The following is a 16,670-nucleotide window of genomic DNA, read 5'->3' on the forward strand; positions in this document are numbered from 1 at the left end:
TCAGGAGCCTTTCAGAAAAGGCAGAGCCGACGCGAGCAGCGCCTCGGGTGCCTCCTCGGCGATGTAGTGCCCGCACGGCACGGTATGACCGCGCACGTCGGTGCTGATTTTCTGCCACTCCTTGAGCGGCTCGAAGCAGCGGTTGACCACGCCCTCCTCTCCCCAGAGCACCAGCGTAGGTGCCTGCAGCGCGTGGCCTGCCGCGATGTCCTCTCGGTCGTGTTGGAGATCGATGTCGGCCGATGCACGGTAGTCTTCGCAGATCGCGTGCGCGGTGCCTGGCAAGGACACGCAGCGCTCATATTCGGCCAGCGCCCGCAGATCGAACGGCGACAGCCCGGCGCTGCGTCCACCCATCACCTCGCGCACATAGGCGGAGGGGTTGGAATTGATCAGGCGCTCGGGCAGCGGCGACTTCTGGATGAGGAAGAACCAGTGCCAGTACGCACGCGCAAAGGCTTCGGTGGTCTGCGAATACATCGCAAGCGTGGGGGCGATGTCCATGAGCACGAGCCGCTCGACCGCGCCCGCGTGATCGAGCGCCAGCCGGTGCGCGACGCGCGCGCCGCGATCGTGGGCCATCACGCGAAAGCGGTCATGGCCCAAGTGGCGCATCACCTGCACCATGTCGCTGGCCATCACGCGCTTGCTGTAGTCCACGCTGCGCGCGCCCCCATTGGGCTTGGACGAATCGCCGTAGCCGCGCAGATCGGCAAGCACCAGCGAGAAATGCTTGGCCAGCTCGGGCGCGACCTTGTGCCAGATGGCCGATGTCTGCGGATGACCGTGAAGTAACAGCAGGGGCGGGCCTTCGCCGCCGGTCAGCGCATGGATGTGGACGCCACCATCGACGGCGATGAAATGACTCTGAAAATTCGGGAACAGCTCTCCGAGCTCGTTGCTTTGCATGGATCTGTCTTGTCTCTCTTGGCTGGGGAGTCGATGGCAGCGCGCGGAAACCGGACGAGCGGTCCCCGCCTGTGCCATAGTCAACTCGGGATACGAACCGGTCCATCATAGGATCGAAACCCATATCCCCGGCCGCGCAATGTCATGCCGACACGTCGAGAAAGGTGATCAGGATCAACCGCCGGGCGATTCGGCGGCCCGGCCTACACCTGCGCAGCCGCCACCAGCTTCTTCGTATAGGGGTGCTTGGGCGCGTCCAGCACCTCGCGCACCGTTCCGCCTTCGAGCACCTCGCCGTCCTTCATCACGATCACGTTGTGCGCCATCGCGCGCACCACGGCGACGTCATGGGTGATCAGCAGATAGGACAGGCTGCGCTCCTTCTGCAGCCGCTGCAGCAGACCGAGCACCTGCTGCTGAATGGTCACGTCCAGCGCGCTCGTGGGTTCGTCAAGCACCAGCAGTTGCGGCTCCACGATGAGCGCCCGCGCGATCGCCAGCCGCTGCCGCTGCCCACCCGAAAACTCGTGCGGATAGCGCGAGAGCAGACCGGGAAACTGGGCCTCGGTCAGCCCCACGTCCGTGAGCACGCTAACCACGCGCTCGCGCCGCTGCTCGTCCGTCAACTGGGCCGCATGCACCTTGAGACCTTCGCCCACGATTTCCTCAACGGTCAGGCGCGGCGACAGCGAAGAGAACGGGTCCTGGAACACCACCTGCACCTGCTTGCGCAGCGCCTTGTTGTGCGCGGAGTTGTGCTGCGCCGGCTGCTGCCAGTGCTGGCGCGCGATCTCCATCTGGCCCTGGAACGGCAGCAGTCCGAGCAGCGCCTGTGCCAGCGTCGATTTGCCCGAACCCGACTCGCCCACCACGCCGAGCGTCTGCGCATTCGGCAGTGCAAAACTGGCATGCTTGACGGCGTCGAAATGCCCCTTGCGGAACCAGCCCCGAATGCCGGAAAGCGGCACCGGATAACTCACGTTCAGATCACTCGCCTGCGCCGCGAATTCGGTCACCGCCTGGTTCTCGTTCACCTCGATCACATCGCGCACCGGCGTGCTGCCGATCAGGCGCTGGGTATAGGCGTGCTGCGGATGATCAAAGACCTTTTCGACCACCCCCTGCTCCACCAGCAGGCCGCGCTCCATCACCGCCACGCGATCGGCAAAGCGGCGCACCAGCACCAGGTCGTGCGTGATCAGCAGCACGGCCATGCCGGTCTGGCGCTGCAGGTCCGACAACAGGTCGAGAATCTGGCCGCGCAGGGTCACGTCGAGCGCGGTGGTCGGCTCATCGGCGAGCAACAGCCTGGGCTTGCTCGCGAGCGCCATCGAGATCATCGCGCGCTGGCGCTGCCCCCCTGAGAGCTGGTGCGGGAACGACGCCGCACGCCGTGCAGGCTCGGGAATGCCAGTGCTCGCGAGCAGCTCGATGGCCTGATCGCGCGCCTGCTGCCTGGTCAGCGCCTGCTTGAGCTCCAGCACTTCGGCGATCTGCTCGCCTATCGTCATCAGCGGATTCAGCGCCGTCATCGGCTCCTGAAAAATCATCGCGATGTCGCCACCGCGCACGCCGCGCATCTCGCGCTCGCTCAGCGCCATCAGATCGCGCCCGCCGAACATCGCCTGCCCCGAGAGATCGGCATCGCTCGCCAGCCGCAGCAGCGACAATGCGGTGATCGTCTTGCCCGAGCCCGACTCTCCGACCAGCGCGAGCTTTTCACCCGCAGCCACATCGAAGCTCACGCCGTGCACGACCTCCTTGTCGCCAAAGCGCACATGCAGGTCGCGCACCGCAAGCAGCGGCGTCGACGAGGCGGATGACAGGGGTTCCGTGGCGCGCATGGTCAATGGGTCCTGAGTGGAGTGGGAACGGGAGGCCATGGGTCACTTGTCCAGCTTGCGCGGGTCCATCGCGTCGCGCAACGCATCGCCCATGAAGGTCAGCAGCAGCAACGTGATCACGAGCACCGCGAATGTGGAAAGCGAAATCCACCACGCATCGATGTTGTTCTTGCCCTGCGCCAGCAGTTCGCCCAGACTCGGTGTGCCGGGCGGCACGCCGAGGCCCAGAAAGTCCAGCGAGGTCAACGCCAGAATCGCCGCGCCCATGCGGAACGGCAGAAAGGTCACCACCGGCGTCATGCTGTTGGGCAGGATATGCCGCCAGATGATCTGCCAGTTGCTCACGCCGAGCGCGCGTGCGGACTTCACGTAGTCGAGCTGCCGGTTGCGCAGGAACTCGGCCCGCACGTAGTCCGACAGCCCCATCCAGCCAAACAGCGACAGCAGCACCAGCAGCAGCGTGATGCTCGGCGCGAACACGGCCGAGAAGATGATCAGCAGGTACAGCTCGGGCATCGAACCCCAGATCTCGATGAACCGCTGGAAAGCCAGATCCACCTTGCCGCCGAAGAATCCCTGCACCGCCCCCGCGACCACGCCCAGCACCACGCCAACCGCCGTGAGCGCGAGCGCGAACAGCACGCTCACGCGAAACCCGTAGATCAGCTGCGCCAGCAGATCGCGCCCCCGGTCATCGGTTCCAAACCAGTTGTCCGCCGTCGGCCCCGATGGATTGGGCGACTTAGCGAAGTAGTTCAGCGTCTCGGGTCCATAGGGGTTGATCGTGTGGATCGCCCAGTTGCCGTTGGCCGAGAGCTTCTCCTGGATGAACGGATCGAGATAGTCGGTCGGCGTCTGGAAATCGCCGCCGAAGGTCGTCTCCGGATAGCTGTGGATCATCGGCGTGTAGTACTGGCCCTCGTATTTCACCAGCAGCGGCTTGTCGTTGGAGATCACCTCCGCCATCAGGCTCAGCACCACCAGCGTGCAGAAGACGACCAGGCTCCAGAACCCGAGCCGGTTCTTGCGGAAGCGGCGCCACGCGCGTGCGGCGGGAGACTGGTGTTGATTCGCGAAGGACTGGGCTCTATCGGTCATTGACAAACATTCTATGCAAGGCAGAGCCGCCTCGCGGCGAGGATGGCGCTGCGTCAGGCAGAGCGGACAGGCGCAAAGACATGAGGCGATTCGTGGGCATCAGTCAAATTTCACGCGCGGATCGACCCACACATAGCAAAGATCGCTGATCAGTTTGGTCACCAGCCCGATCAGCGTGAACAGGTACAGCGTGCCCAGCACCACCGGATAGTCGCGGCGGATCACGCTCTCGTAGCTCAGCAGTCCCAGTCCATCGAGGGAGAACAGCGTCTCGATCAGCAGCGAGCCCGCAAAGAACGCCCCGATGAACGCGGCCGGGAAGCCGGTGATGATGGGAATCAGCGCATTGCGGAACACATGCTTCCAGAGCACCTGCTTTTCCGACAGCCCCTTGGCGCGCGCGGTGAGCACGTATTGCTTGCGGATTTCTTCGAGAAACGCGTTCTTGGTAAGCATCGCCGTCACCGCGAAACTGCCCGCCACCATCGCGGTGATCGGCAGCGTGATGTGCCAGAGGTAGTCCACCACCTTGCCCATGAAGCTCAGTTCGTCCCAGTTGGGCGACGTCAACCCGCGCAGCGGAAACCACTGCAGCTGCCCGCCAAAGATCACCAGCAGCGCCACGCCCAGCACAAAGCCCGGAATCGCATAGCCGACAAGGATAATCAGCGTCGTCACGAAGTCGAACCGCGAGCCCGCGCGCACGGCCTTGGCCACGCCGAGCGGCACGGCCACCAGATAGCTGATGAAGAAGGTCCAGAGCCCCAGGCTGATCGACACCGGCAGCTTTTCCTTCACCAGCGTCCACACATCCTTGTTCTGAAAGAAGCTGCGCCCCAGGTCGAAACGCGCGAACTGGCCGAGCATCTGGAAGAAGCGCTCATGCGCGGGCTTGTCAAAGCCGTAGAGCTTCTTGATCTGCTCGAGCCGCTGCTTGTCCACGCCCTGCGCGCCGCGATACGACAGGCCGCTGCCCTCGCTGCCGCCACCGCCGCCCATGCCCTGCACACCGGCCTTGGCCTCGGCCATGTACTGCTCGACCGGCCCGCCCGGCACGAACTGGATCACCACGAAGGTAAGCAGCAGCACGCCCAGCAGCGTGGGAATCATGAGCAGGAATCGTTTGAGGATGTAGGCGAACATGGCGGCAGCTTATCCGTTCAGGGCTTCTTGGGCGCGGTGGCAAGGGGCGGCATGCGCGCCCACCAGTTGTCGATCACCCACGGCTCGCCGTTGATGTAGGGCGGCGCGATCTGCGGGCGCTCGAGGCGCCAGGCGCTGTAGACCATGCGGTGCGCGGCGGAAAAATATTGCGGAATCAGATAGTGCTCGTGCGCGATGACGCGCTCCAGCGCGTGGCAGGCGGGCAGCATCTGCTCCTTGGTCTTGGCGCTCACCATGGCCTTGATCAGCGCGTCAACGGCCGGATTCTTCACGCCGGGGAAGTTGCCCGAATCCTCCTGATCCGCAGCGGCGCTGCCGAACATGTCGAAGAATTCCTGGCCCGGATTGGACGTGCCCTGATAGGCGATGGTTGTGATGTCGAAATCAAACTTCTGCAGCCGCTGCTGGTACAGCGCGAAATCCACCGCGCGGAACTTGAGCGTCACGCCGAGCTTCTGCAGATTGCGCAGCCACGACGAGAAAGTCTTGATGCCGGTTTCGCTGCTGTCCAGATATTCGAGCACCATGGGCTCGCCCTGGGCATTGCGCAGCACGCCGTCGCGCACCTCCCAGCCCGCCTCTTTGAGCAGAGCCTGCGCGCGGCGCAAATTGTCGCGCAGCGTCGTGGCACCGTTGGTGGTGGGCGGCACGAACATGGGACCGAATGCGGCGTCGGGAATGTTCTTGCGCAGCGGCTCCATCAGCGCGAGTTCCTCGGCGGACGGCGTGCCGGTGGTCTCGCACATGGTGTTGCCGAACAGCCCCTTCACGCGTGTGTACGACCCGTAGAACAACTGGCGGTTCATCCACTCGAAGTCAAAGGCCAGCCCGAGCGCCTCGCGCACGCGGCGGTCCGCGAGCAGCGGCTTGCGGGTGTTGATCACGAAACTTTGAAAGCCCGACGGCAGCTTGTTCTGGAACTCGCCCTTGACGAGCTCGCCCGAATCAAACTTCTTGCCATTGACCCGCCGCGCCCAGTCGCCCGCGCTGAAGAAACGCATCAGGTCAAACTCGCCCGCCTTCAAGGCCTCGAGCCGCGCCGTGTTGTCCTTGTAAATTTTCACCAGCACGCGGTCGAAATTGGCCGAGCCCTTGCGCACGTTCAGATCACGCGCCCAGTACTGCGGATCGCGCACATAGGTGATGTCCTTGCCGAAGTTGACCGGCCCGATCTTGTAGGCGCCACTGCCGATGGGAATGTCCATCACCACCTGGTCAAACGGCTTGGCCTTTCCGTCCTCCACGCCCCAGTCGCGGCTGAAGATCGGCAGGCCGCCGACGGTCAACGGAAGCTCGCGGTTCGGGCTCTTGAAGCGAAAGCGCACCGTGCGCTCATCAAGCACGTCGACGCCCGCCACCTCGATCAGCAAGGTCTTGTAGCCCGGCGAGACAAAGGGTCCGACCAGCGTGTCGTAGGTGAATTTCACGTCCTCGGCCAGCACCGGCTTGCCGTTGTGAAACCGCGCCTTGGGGTGAATGCGGAAGGTGGCCGAGAGCCCATCGGGCGCCACCTGCACGTCCTCGGCCAGCAGCCCGTAGCCGACGCCGGTCTCGTCGAGCGGGCCGGTGAGCAGCGAATCGAACATCATCGTGCTCAGATACGCCGGCGCATTGCCCCGGATCGTGAACGGGTTGTACTTGTCAAACGTGGAAATCCGCAGGTTGCTCACCAACCGGATTTCCCCGCCCTTGGGCGCGTTCGTGTTCACATAGTTGAAATGCGCAAAGCCCGCTGGAAGCGCAGGCTCGCCCCACATCGCATAAGCATGCGCCGCCCAAGCCGGCACGCACGCCAGCAGGCCACAACCCACCAATCCCAAGCTCTTGATTAACCGCATGCGACAATTCTGCACTACACGGGCGGTTGTCCCTGCAAAACGACCTCCGCCCATAGGGAACCTCTGCACGAATCGATCGTCAAGCGGCCAGATGCAGGTCGGGATGGGATTCAAGGCGAAAACCGCAGTGACAGCCGTGGCTATCATGAGGATTTTCAACGCTGAAGATCGCCCGACGCTGCGCTATCCCGCGTCGATCTGGTTCGTGCAGAGGCTCCCTACTCATTCGACCCCTTTCTCAGGAGAACAACACAATGGGTTTCCTCGCTGGCAAGAAGCTGCTCATCACGGGCGTGCTGTCCAACCGCTCCATCGCCTACGGCATCGCCAAGGCCTGCCACCAACAAGGCGCCGAGCTGGCATTCAGCTACGTCGGTGAGCGCTTCAAGGACCGCATCACCGAATTCGCCGCCGAATTCGACTCCAAGCTCGTGTTCGACTGCGACGTTGCCGACGACGCACAGATCGACAAGATGTTCGCCGACCTGGCCGCCGTCTGGGGCAAGTTCGACGGTTTCGTGCACTCCATCGGTTTTGCACCGCGCGAGGCCATCGCCGGCAATTTCCTCGACGGCCTGAGCCGCGAAGGCTTCAAGATCGCCCACGACATCAGCGCCTACAGCTTCCCCGCCATGGCCAAGGCCGCACTGCCGCACCTGAACGACAAGTCGTCGCTCCTGACCCTGTCGTATCTGGGCGCGCTGCGCTCGATCCCCAACTACAACACCATGGGTCTGGCCAAGGCATCGCTCGAAGCCTCGGTGCGCTACCTGGCCGAAGCCGTGGGCCGCACCGCCGACGGCCGCGCCATCCGCGCCAACGGCATCTCCGCCGGCCCGATCAAGACCCTGGCCGCCTCCGGCATCAAGGACTTCGGCAAGCTCCTCGGCCGCGTGGCCGACGCAGCGCCCCTGCGTCGCAACGTGACAATCGAGGACGTGGGCAACGTCGCGGCCTTCCTGCTGTCCGACCTGGCCAGCGGCGTGACGGCCGAAATCACTTATGTGGATGGCGGGTTCAGCCAGACTGCCGGTCTGTCTGCTGATCAGGTTTAATACCTTTATCCTCTTTGTGAATGCCTGCAGGCCAGCTGTGCTTGCGGGCATTTTCTTTTTTGCGGGAGCTGCTGGCCGGGTCTCGCCCCGGCGGGCGACTCACTTTTCCTTGTCTCGCCAAGGAAAAGTAAGCAAAAGGAAGGCGCCCCTGCTGCCCACGACCCTTCGCTTCGCTGCGGGCAACCTGATTCTGTCGCTCCATCCGGCGCACGGCAGAAACTCCCTGCGCTTCGCTCCGGTCAGACATCTGCCGTGAGTCAGTTCTTGAAGTTTGCATCGGCACTTTCCGCTGCAAACCGCCGGATGGAACGACAGAATCAGGCGTGGGCAGAAGAAGGGCTGGAAGCCGCGCGCCTACGGCGCACATGCATCTCGCGAACGCGAGATGCAGCACGAGCGAAGCAAAGTGCCGAACGCTCCTCTTCCAAACTGACTTCCGGCGGTTGCCCGAGCGGCGCGCGCAGCGCGAAGTCGAGTTCCGCCGGAGGTATTGAAAGCGCGTTTTTGATTACTTTTTGCGCGCAAGCAAAAAGTGTTTGCCCCGCCGGGGGCAGTCCCGGCCTCCGCCCTCAACCACCCCACACCGTCAAAAAATCAAAGCAACTGAGCCCCAACCTCACGAGCAGCAACCAACACAAACTTCAAATACCGAGCGTCATACCGATGCACCGGCATGGTCAAGGTCAGCGCCGCCGCCAACTCCCCACTCCCCCGAAACACCGGCACAGAAATCCCCGCAATCTCACTGCGCCGATCCCCGATCACCGCCTCATATCCATCCGCCCGTACCCGCGCATAGTGCACCCGATCCCTGCGCTCCCATTCGGAAAGCTCGGGATCGAAAGCAACCAACACCCGTCCCCCAGCGCCCTTGCCAAGAGGCAACAGATCCCCCACACGCGCATGGTCACGTACCGGATGCGGCGAATCCACGCGAAAGAGGCACAGGCGGTCGCGACCCTGGCGCACGTGGTAGGCGGCGCTCTCGCCCGTTTGCGCAACCAGCGTGCGCAGCACCGGCATGACTACCCGGTCGAGCGAAAAATTCTGCGCATAGACCGCATGCAGCCGCGCCACCGCCGGGCCGACCGCGTAGCGACCGGAGTCGAGACGGATCACCCACCCGCCATGCTCCAGTGACGCCAGCAGGCGCGAAACAGTGCTTTTGTACAGGAGCGTGCGCTCAGCCAGCTCAGCCAGCGTGAGCCCTTGGGCATCGTCACCGTCACGAAATGCGGCAAGCACGCTCAGCGCCCGATCAACCGCGGCCACGCCGCCCGGCGCGGCGTTGGCATCGGCGACGGATTCGGTGACGGATTTGCGTGGCATGTACTGAGGGCTCCGGTGGTTTGCGCGATCGCTTGACAGCATGTGAGCTGCACAGCAATATCTTATAAGACAGTACTTCGTTCTATCCTATAGAACATACTCCAAAATGCAAACACCTCACCAATACGACGTTCTCATCAGCGAGGTGGGACCGCGCGACGGGCTTCAATCCGTCAATCGCACCATGCCCACCGCCGACAAGCTGGCGTGGATCGACGCGCTGGTGGCTTCGGGCCTTCAGGAGATCGAGGTCGGCTCATTCGTCTCGCCCAAGCTGCTGCCGCAGATGGCGGACACCGCCGCGGTGATCAGGCACGCGCTGCATCACCACACGGGCGTGACCATCATGGCGCTGGTACCCAATCTGCGCGGCGCGCAGGCGGCGATGGAAGCCGGGGTACACAAGATCACCATGCCGATTTCCGCAAGCAGCGCCCATTCTCTTGCCAACGTGCGCAAGACGCCAGAGGAGATGGTCCAGGAAGTGCGCAACATCGCCGCGCTGCGTGACGAGATCGCGCCCAAGGTGCATATCGAGGCGGGCATTTCCACCGCTTTCGGCTGCACGCTGCAGGGCCTCGTTCCCGAGGACGACGTGATCGCGCTGGCCACCGCCTGCGTCGAGGCGGGCGTCGATGAATGCGGCCTCTCCGACACCACCGGCATGGCCAACCCCGCGCAGGTCAAGCGGCTGTTCACGCACCTCATCGCGACGCTCGGAGACAAGGCCGGCGCCGCCCACATGCACAACACCCGTGGACTTGGACTGGCCAACTGTCTCGCGGCCCATGAGGCGGGAGTCCGCACCTTCGACGCGTCGCTCGCCGGACTGGGCGGCTGCCCCTATGCGCCCGGCGCCTCCGGCAACGTGGTGACCGAGGATCTCGTCTTCATGTTCGAGGCCATGGGCATCCGCACAGGCGTCGATCTGCAGCGCCTGATCGCCGCGCGCCAAGCGCTCGGCATAGGCCTGCCCGGCGAGGCCCTCTACGGCATGACGCCGCTGGCCGGTCTGCCCAAGGGCTTTGTGCCGCACAACTACAACGACTACAACGGCCACAACGACCACAACGACTGAGACGAACACCGAGGCTTATTCATGACAGAAGCACAAGCAAACACCAACGCCTCCCACTGCGCCGACCTGCCCTACTCCGGCATCCGCGTCATCGAATTCGTCCACATGGTCATGGGCCCGAGTTGCGGCCTGATGCTCGCGGACATGGGTGCCGAGGTCATCAAGGTCGAGCCCGTCGGCCATGGCCGCGACGGCGACGCCACGCGCAAGCTGCTGGGGTCCGGCGCGGGCTTTTTTCCGCTCTTCAACCGCAACAAGAAAAGCGTCACGCTCGACCTGCAGACCCCCGAGGGCAAGGAGGCCGCGCTCAAGCTCATCGCCACGGCCGACGTGGTCTGCGAGAACTTCAAGCCCGGCACCATGCGCAAGCTCGGGCTGGACTACGACAGCCTGAAGGGTCAGTTCCCACGCCTCATCTACGTGAGCCACAAGGGCTTCCTGCCCGGCCCCTACGAGCACCGCACGGCGCTCGACGAGGTGGTGCAGATGATGGGCGGCCTCGCCTACATGACCGGCCGCCCCGGCGATCCGCTGCGTGCGGGCACCAGCGTGAACGACATCATGGGCGGCATGTTCGGCGCCATGGGGGCCATGGCCGCCCTCGCCCAGCGCGAGAAGACCGGCAAGGGCCAGGAGGTGCAGAGCGCGCTGTTCGAGAACAATGTGTTCCTGATCGCCCAGCACATGATGCAGTTCGCCGTGACCGGCAAGCCCGCCGCGCCCATGCCCGCACGCATTTCGGCGTGGGCGATCTACGATGTCTTCAAGGTCAAGAACGACGAGCAGATCTTTCTGGCCGTGGTCAGCGACACGGCCTGGCGCGTGTTCTGCGATGCCTTTGGCATTGCCGAACTGCGCGACGACCCGCGCCTTGGCAGCAACAACGCTCGTGTCTTGGCGCGTGAATGGCTGATGCCCATCCTGCGCGACAAGATGGCGGTGCATACCTCAACGCACATCGCCAAGGTGTTTGAATCCAATGGCCTGCCCTTCGCACCGATTGCGATGCCGCACGATCTGCTCGACGACAGGCACCTCAATGAAAGCGGCGCGCTCGCCCCGATGGAGTTGCCCGACGGCCGCACGACCAAGACCGTGCTGCTGCCGCTCACGCTCGACGGCAAGCGACTGGAGGTACGCCTGTCGCCTCCCAAGCTTGGCGAACACAGCCTGGAGATCCTCACGGAACTCGGCTACGGCATCGACGAAGCGAAGGCGCTGGCGGCGGGGAGCGCTGCCTAGAGCGGGTTTGCGCCCTCAACGCGAGGCTTGCAGGCCCTGCAATTCCGAAGCCTGCAAGCGCCCCACCACCCACCATTCGGTGACGTTGTGCTGCCCCTCTTCAATCCCCTCCACCAACGGCAGCAGGCCATGCATCTGCCCTGCCAAGGCAGGGCCGAGACTTGCTGATGCCACATCGCTGCGCGCCGCCACCGCCGTTGCCGCCTCACCCGCGCTGCCGCTCGCCACACGCCGTGCCTGAGGCAGATGCGCATCGAGCCAAGGCGCAGCCTCGACCAGCGCCACCGGATGCGCATGCACTTGCCGGATCTCGCCCAACGAAGCCCCCGCCCGCGCGAGCAGGCAGAAGCCAAGCATGCGAGCAAAAGCCGCAAGGTGCCGCATTTCATCGAGAGCCAGCAGTTCGCGCAGCACCGGCATGTAGGGCGTGTCGCCGACGATGCTGGTTCGCGCGGGCAACAGCACCGCATCCACCTGCCGATCCGCAAGCGCCGCAGGCATCCGGGCCACGTCCATGAAGGCCAACTCCACGGTGCGCCCGGGCCACAGATCCAGCGCCGCCTGATGCGTCCAAGTGCCTGCAGGACCGAGCAACGCCAGGCGCCGCACGGGTGCAAGCGCCTCCTGCAGTATCTGCAAACGCTCAGCCGTCGTTGGTGCCATCGCGGTCAATTGCAGTCCCCTTGAAATGAAAAAAGCGCCAAGCGGCAAAACCACCTGGCGCTCGGCATCAGCAAACCCGAAGGATCAGACGTTGCGCCCGAAAGGGCCGTCGTCACCGACCTGCACCAGCCGTCCGCCCTTGGCAGGGGCCTTGGTCTTGGCCGGCGCCTTGGCCTTGGCGGAGGACTTGGCGGAGGACTTGGCAGCGACGGCCTTCTTCGCAGTCGCGGTGCTTGCGCTCTTGGCTGCGGCCTTCTTCGCTGGAGCCTTCTTGGCTGCGGGCTTGGCCACGTCGGCCTCGGCCACGCAATCGGCGAAGTAGCTCACGTTGCCGTCCACATCCTCGATCTCCACGAGGCCGTGGATGTCGGTCTCGAAGCCAGGGCACAAGGCCGAGAACTCGCGCGAGAACTTGAGGTAGTCGACGATCTTCTTGTTGAAGACTTCGCCCGGAATCAGCAGCGGAATGCCCGGTGGATACGGCGTGATCAGGCTGGTCGTGATGCGGCCTTCCAGCTCGTCGATGGCCACGCGCTCGGTGCGGCGCTGCGCGATGTGCGCGAAGGCGTCGCTTGGCTTCATCGCCGGAGTCAGGTCCGACAGGTACATCTCGGTGGTGAGACGCGCGATGTCGTACTTGGCGTAGAGCTGGTGCACGTGCTGGCACAGATCCTTCAGACCCATTTTCTCGTAGCGCTTGTGCTGCTGGCAGAACTCGGGAAGGATGCGCCACATCGGCTGGTTCTTCTCGTAGTCGTCCTTGAACTGCTGCAACGCGGCCAGCAGCGTGTTCCAGCGGCCCTTGGTGATGCCGATGGTGAACATGATGAAGAACGAGTACAGACCCGTCTTCTCGACCACGACACCGTGCTCGGCCAGATACTTGGTGACGATGGACGCTGGGATGCCGGTCTTGTCGAACTTGCCGTCCAGATTCAGGCCCGGCGTGACGATGGTCGACTTGATCGGGTCGAGCATGTTGAAGCCGTCGGCCAGCGGGCCGAAGCCGTGCCACTTGGTATTGCCTACTTTCTTGTTGGCCTTGGAATCACCGCGGATGATCCAGTCCTCGGCCGTGCCCACGCCTTCGTCTGCGAGCTTGTCCGGACCCCAGACCTTGAACCACCAGTCGCCCTTGCCGAACTCCTCTTCCACCTTGCGCATCGCGCGGCGGAAATCAAGCGCCTCGACCAGCGACTCTTCCACGAGCGCGGTGCCGCCGGGCGGCTCCATCATCGCGGCGGCCACGTCGCAGCTCGCGATGATGCTGTACTGCGGCGAGGTCGACGTGTGCATGAGGTACGACTCGTTGAACAGCGGACGATCCAGCGGCACGGTCTGCGAATCCTGCACCAGCACGTGGCTGGCCTGGCTGATGCCGGCCAGCAGCTTGTGGATGGACTGCGTTGCGTAGACCACCGAATGCTGCGGGCGCGCGCGCTTCTTGCCCATGGCGTGGTAGCTGCCATAGAACGGGTGGAAGGCGGCGTGCGGCAGCCAGGCTTCGTCGAAGTGCAGGTTGTCGACGTAGCCGTCGAGCATGGACTTGATGGTCTCTGTGTTGTAGAGCACGCCGTCGTAGGTGGACTGCGTGATCGTCAGGATGCGCGGCTTCACGGCCTTGGCGTCCACACCCTTGAGCAGCGGATTGGACTTGATCTTGGCCTGAATGGCGTCGATCTCGAACTCGCTCTTGGGAATCGGGCCGATGATGCCGAAATGGTTGCGCGTGGGCTTCAGGAACACCGGAATCGCGCCCGTCATGATGATCGAGTGCAGGATCGATTTGTGGCAGTTGCGGTCCACCACCACCACGTCACCCGGCGCCACCGTGTGGTGCCAGACCATCTTGTTGGACGTCGATGTGCCGTTGGTCACGAAGAAGCAATGGTCGGCATTGAAGATGCGCGCGGCGTTGCGCTCGCTCTCGCCGATGGCACCGTTGTGGTCCAGCAGTTGACCGAGCTCTTCGACCGCGTTGCAGACGTCGGCGCGCAGCATGTTCTCGCCATAGAACTGGTGGTACATCTGACCGACCGGGCTCTTGAGGAACGCCACGCCGCCGCCATGACCCGGGCAGTGCCACGAGTACGAACCATCTTCCGCGTAGTCGAGCAGCGCCTTGAAGAACGGCGGCTGCACGCCTTCCAGATAGGTCTTGGCCTCGCGCACGATGTGGCGCGCCACGAATTCGGGGGTGTCCTCGAACATGTGGATGAAGCCATGCAGCTCGCGCAGGATGTCGTTGGGCAGGTGGCGCGCCGTCTTGGTCTCGCCGTGCACGTAGATCGGCACTTCGGTGTTCTTGCGACGCACCTCGGTGATGAAGCTGCGCAGGCTCAGCACGATGGGGTCGATCCCCATGTCCGAGGTGAACTCCTCGTCGTCGATCGACAGGATGAACGCGCTGGCGCGGCTTTGCTGCTGCGCGAATTGCGTGAGGTCGCCATAACTGGTCACGCCCAGGACTTCAAAGCCCTCTTCTTCAATGGCGTGCGCCAGCGCGCGGATTCCCAGACCCGATGTATTCTCGGAACGGTAGTCCTCGTCGATGATGACAATAGGAAAGCGGAATTTCATGCGCTGACTCCAGCAAGCAGGGGGCGAAAAAAACGAAACAGGCGCGAAGTGTAAGGAATCTGCGTGACCATTCTTCAAACCGGGCGGTATTTCGCCCAAAATGTGTCGGTTAACCGACATGAATGACCCCTTGGGGAAGGAGTGCCGAAATGTCCCTCGACAACACGACCATCTGGTGGATTCTGACTGGCCTCACGGTCGCAGCCGAGCTGCTGCTGGGCTCGTTCTACCTGCTGATGATCGCGCTGGGCCTTGCTGCAGGCGGGCTTGCCGCCCTGCTTGGCGCTGGTGAGACCGCCCAGGTGCTGAGCGCCGCCATCGTCGGCGCGCTGGCCGTGGTGGGCTGCTATCTGTTCCGGCGCAGCCGCCCCGGCGACCCATCGGCGCGCTCGGACCGCAGCGTCAATCTTGACGTCGGCGAGCTGGTATTCATCGACAGCTGGCAGAGCGACGGCACCGCACAGGTGAAGTATCGCGGCGCCAACTGGACCGCCATCCACCGCCCTGGCATCACTCCCGCGACCGGCAACCACCGCGTCGCCGAACTCGTAGGCAACCGCCTCTTGGTCGATCCGGCCTGAGCCTCAGCCCAAGTGCCCCCCTCGCCACCGGCGGTTTTCATGCAAGCTGCTACGCTCGCCGCATCCGTTCGATCCGCCCGATCCGCTTCACCCCATCCATCCACTGGAGGACACAGTTCATGGAACTCGCCATCATCATCGCCGTCATCGTCGCGATCTACATTTTTCTGTCCGTCAAGATCGTTCCCCAGCAGCACGCCTGGGTAAAGGAGCGCCTGGGCAAATACGCGGGCACGCTCGCGCCCGGCCTCAAGTTCATCATTCCCTTCGTCGACAAGATCGCCTACAAGCACAGCCTCAAGGAAATCCCGCTCGACGTGCCCAGCCAGGTCTGCATCACGCGCGACAACACGCAGTTGCAGGTCGACGGCATCCTGTACTTTCAGGTGACCGACCCGATGCGCGCGAGCTACGGTTCGAGCAACTACATCACCGCCGTCACCCAGCTCGCCCAGACCTCGCTGCGCAGCGTGATCGGCAAGCTTGAACTCGACAAGACCTTCGAGGAGCGCGACATGATCAACGCCCAGGTCGTCTCCGCCATCGACGAGGCCGCGCTCAACTGGGGCGTGAAGGTGCTGCGCTACGAAATCAAGGACCTGACGCCACCTGCGGAAATTCTGCGATCCATGCAGGCCCAGATCACCGCCGAGCGCGAAAAGCGCGCGCTGATCGCCGCCTCCGAAGGCCGCCGCCAGGAGCAGATCAACATCGCCACCGGCGAACGCGAGGCCTTCATCGCCCGCTCAGAAGGCGAAAAGCAAGCCGCCATCAACAAGGCCCAGGGCGAAGCCGCCGCCATCACCGCCGTGGCCGACGCCACCGCCCAAGCCATCGAACGCGTGGCCACCGCCATCCGCCAGCCGGGCGGCGAACAGGCGGTGCAGCTCAAAGTGGCTGAAAAAGCGGTGGATGCCTACAGCCAAGTGGCCTCCGACGCCACCACCACGCTGGTCGTGCCGAGCAACATGACCGAGGTATCGGCACTGATCACATCAGCCATGAAGATGATCCAGACAGGACAGCGCAACGGCTGACCCCCACCTTCGCACCTGTCCTCACGGCGGGTGCGCCCGGAGCGCCAGACGCCCCCAAAACGAAAAGCCCAAGTAGTCTGACTGCTTGGGCTTTGGCTTGGATTTGGCGGAGAGCGCGGGATGCCGGATTTACATCCCCCCAATGACGTAAGCCATTGATTTTTCCTCCATAACACACAAGACGAAGCGCGACAGGACTCCTATCGGAACGGGAACAGGAGGCTTTGAGCTATCCAGGAAACACTGGTCGAT

13 protein-coding genes are annotated in these 16,670 nt (G+C 63.7%); 5 read left to right on the forward strand and 8 right to left on the reverse strand.

Annotated features, from left to right (window positions below; translation table 11 throughout):
* The 5 genes from ISG32_RS09130 to ISG32_RS09150 all read right to left on the reverse strand — a co-directional run bounded on the left by ISG32_RS09130 (position 1) and on the right by ISG32_RS09150 (position 6,853).
* A complete protein-coding gene (locus ISG32_RS09130; protein ID WP_194770703.1) occupies positions 1-909 on the reverse strand; it encodes an alpha/beta fold hydrolase in 909 nt (302 codons plus the stop codon).
* Positions 910-1,112: 203 nt separating this feature from the next.
* Positions 1,113-2,753 (reverse strand): ABC transporter ATP-binding protein, encoded by a 1,641-nt coding sequence (locus ISG32_RS09135; RefSeq protein ID WP_194771009.1) that lies wholly within the window; start codon positions 2,751-2,753, stop codon positions 1,113-1,115.
* Positions 2,754-2,795: 42 nt separating this feature from the next.
* Positions 2,796-3,851 carry an ABC transporter permease gene (locus tag ISG32_RS09140; protein WP_194770704.1) on the reverse strand — a complete coding sequence of 352 codons (1,056 nt, stop codon included), beginning with the start codon at positions 3,849-3,851 and terminating at the stop codon, positions 2,796-2,798.
* 99 nt (positions 3,852-3,950) lie between these two features.
* Positions 3,951-4,994 carry a microcin C ABC transporter permease YejB gene (locus ISG32_RS09145; RefSeq protein WP_194770705.1) on the reverse strand — a complete coding sequence of 348 codons (1,044 nt, stop codon included), beginning with the start codon at positions 4,992-4,994 and terminating at the stop codon, positions 3,951-3,953.
* A gap of 17 nt (positions 4,995-5,011) precedes the next feature.
* Positions 5,012-6,853 (reverse strand): extracellular solute-binding protein, encoded by a 1,842-nt coding sequence (locus ISG32_RS09150; protein ID WP_194770706.1) that lies wholly within the window; start codon positions 6,851-6,853, stop codon positions 5,012-5,014.
* A gap of 254 nt (positions 6,854-7,107) precedes the next feature.
* Here ISG32_RS09150 and fabI point away from each other — a divergent pair, with 254 nt between their 5' ends.
* On the forward strand, positions 7,108-7,908 hold the full coding sequence (gene fabI, locus ISG32_RS09155) for an enoyl-ACP reductase FabI (RefSeq protein ID WP_194770707.1): 801 nt from the start codon (positions 7,108-7,110) through the stop codon (positions 7,906-7,908).
* Positions 7,909-8,502: 594 nt separating this feature from the next.
* On the opposite strand, the gene ISG32_RS09160 is transcribed toward fabI, so the two are convergent.
* The gene (locus ISG32_RS09160; RefSeq protein ID WP_194770708.1) at positions 8,503-9,237 is read right to left on the reverse strand and encodes an IclR family transcriptional regulator; all 735 of its coding nucleotides are present in this window, start codon (positions 9,235-9,237) and stop codon (positions 8,503-8,505) included.
* A gap of 106 nt (positions 9,238-9,343) precedes the next feature.
* Between ISG32_RS09160 and ISG32_RS09165 the strand changes: the two genes are divergently transcribed.
* Together ISG32_RS09165 and ISG32_RS09170 are read left to right on the forward strand one after the other, a co-directional pair.
* Positions 9,344-10,315 carry a hydroxymethylglutaryl-CoA lyase gene (locus ISG32_RS09165; RefSeq protein WP_194770709.1) on the forward strand — a complete coding sequence of 324 codons (972 nt, stop codon included), beginning with the start codon at positions 9,344-9,346 and terminating at the stop codon, positions 10,313-10,315.
* A gap of 21 nt (positions 10,316-10,336) precedes the next feature.
* Positions 10,337-11,557, forward strand: a complete 1,221-nt coding sequence (locus ISG32_RS09170) for a CaiB/BaiF CoA transferase family protein (protein WP_194770710.1) — start codon at positions 10,337-10,339, stop codon at positions 11,555-11,557.
* Positions 11,558-11,572: 15 nt separating this feature from the next.
* Here the strand turns inward: ISG32_RS09170 and ISG32_RS09175 are convergent, their stop codons facing one another.
* Positions 11,573-12,220, reverse strand: coding sequence for a prephenate dehydratase domain-containing protein (locus ISG32_RS09175; protein ID WP_194770711.1), 648 nt, complete (start codon positions 12,218-12,220; stop codon positions 11,573-11,575).
* A gap of 84 nt (positions 12,221-12,304) precedes the next feature.
* On the reverse strand, positions 12,305-14,800 hold the full coding sequence (locus ISG32_RS09180; RefSeq protein WP_194770712.1) for an arginine/lysine/ornithine decarboxylase: 2,496 nt from the start codon (positions 14,798-14,800) through the stop codon (positions 12,305-12,307).
* A gap of 149 nt (positions 14,801-14,949) precedes the next feature.
* Between ISG32_RS09180 and ISG32_RS09185 the strand changes: the two genes are divergently transcribed.
* Both ISG32_RS09185 and ISG32_RS09190 read left to right on the forward strand, forming a co-directional pair.
* Positions 14,950-15,381, forward strand: coding sequence for an NfeD family protein (locus ISG32_RS09185; protein WP_194770713.1), 432 nt, complete (start codon positions 14,950-14,952; stop codon positions 15,379-15,381).
* Between the two features lie 119 nt (positions 15,382-15,500).
* Entirely contained in the window at positions 15,501-16,418 is a 918-nt protein-coding gene (locus ISG32_RS09190) for an SPFH domain-containing protein (RefSeq protein ID WP_194770714.1), read from the forward strand.
* Positions 16,419-16,670 lie beyond the last annotated feature (252 nt).

The sequence above is a fragment of the Diaphorobacter caeni genome, from assembly GCF_015354245.1.
Classification (GTDB): domain Bacteria; phylum Pseudomonadota; class Gammaproteobacteria; order Burkholderiales; family Burkholderiaceae_C; genus Diaphorobacter_A; species Diaphorobacter_A caeni.

What these genes read in the sequence shown, in the direction of transcription:
- ISG32_RS09160 (WP_194770708.1), bottom strand. Translation starts at nt 9,237, where the DNA reads ATGCCACGCAAATCCGTCACCGAATCCGTCGCCGATGCCAACGCCGCG.
- ISG32_RS09170 (WP_194770710.1), top strand. Translation starts at nt 10,337, where the DNA reads ATGACAGAAGCACAAGCAAACACCAACGCCTCCCACTGCGCCGACCTG.
- ISG32_RS09135 (WP_194771009.1), bottom strand. Translation starts at nt 2,753, where the DNA reads ATGCGCGCCACGGAACCCCTGTCATCCGCCTCGTCGACGCCGCTGCTT.
- ISG32_RS09180 (WP_194770712.1), bottom strand. Translation starts at nt 14,800, where the DNA reads ATGAAATTCCGCTTTCCTATTGTCATCATCGACGAGGACTACCGTTCC.
- ISG32_RS09165 (WP_194770709.1), top strand. Translation starts at nt 9,344, where the DNA reads ATGCAAACACCTCACCAATACGACGTTCTCATCAGCGAGGTGGGACCG.
- ISG32_RS09185 (WP_194770713.1), top strand. Translation starts at nt 14,950, where the DNA reads ATGTCCCTCGACAACACGACCATCTGGTGGATTCTGACTGGCCTCACG.
- ISG32_RS09130 (WP_194770703.1), bottom strand. Translation starts at nt 909, where the DNA reads ATGCAAAGCAACGAGCTCGGAGAGCTGTTCCCGAATTTTCAGAGTCAT.
- ISG32_RS09150 (WP_194770706.1), bottom strand. Translation starts at nt 6,853, where the DNA reads ATGCGGTTAATCAAGAGCTTGGGATTGGTGGGTTGTGGCCTGCTGGCG.
- ISG32_RS09145 (WP_194770705.1), bottom strand. Translation starts at nt 4,994, where the DNA reads ATGTTCGCCTACATCCTCAAACGATTCCTGCTCATGATTCCCACGCTG.
- ISG32_RS09140 (WP_194770704.1), bottom strand. Translation starts at nt 3,851, where the DNA reads ATGACCGATAGAGCCCAGTCCTTCGCGAATCAACACCAGTCTCCCGCC.
- fabI (WP_194770707.1), top strand. Translation starts at nt 7,108, where the DNA reads ATGGGTTTCCTCGCTGGCAAGAAGCTGCTCATCACGGGCGTGCTGTCC.
- ISG32_RS09175 (WP_194770711.1), bottom strand. Translation starts at nt 12,220, where the DNA reads ATGGCACCAACGACGGCTGAGCGTTTGCAGATACTGCAGGAGGCGCTT.
- ISG32_RS09190 (WP_194770714.1), top strand. Translation starts at nt 15,501, where the DNA reads ATGGAACTCGCCATCATCATCGCCGTCATCGTCGCGATCTACATTTTT.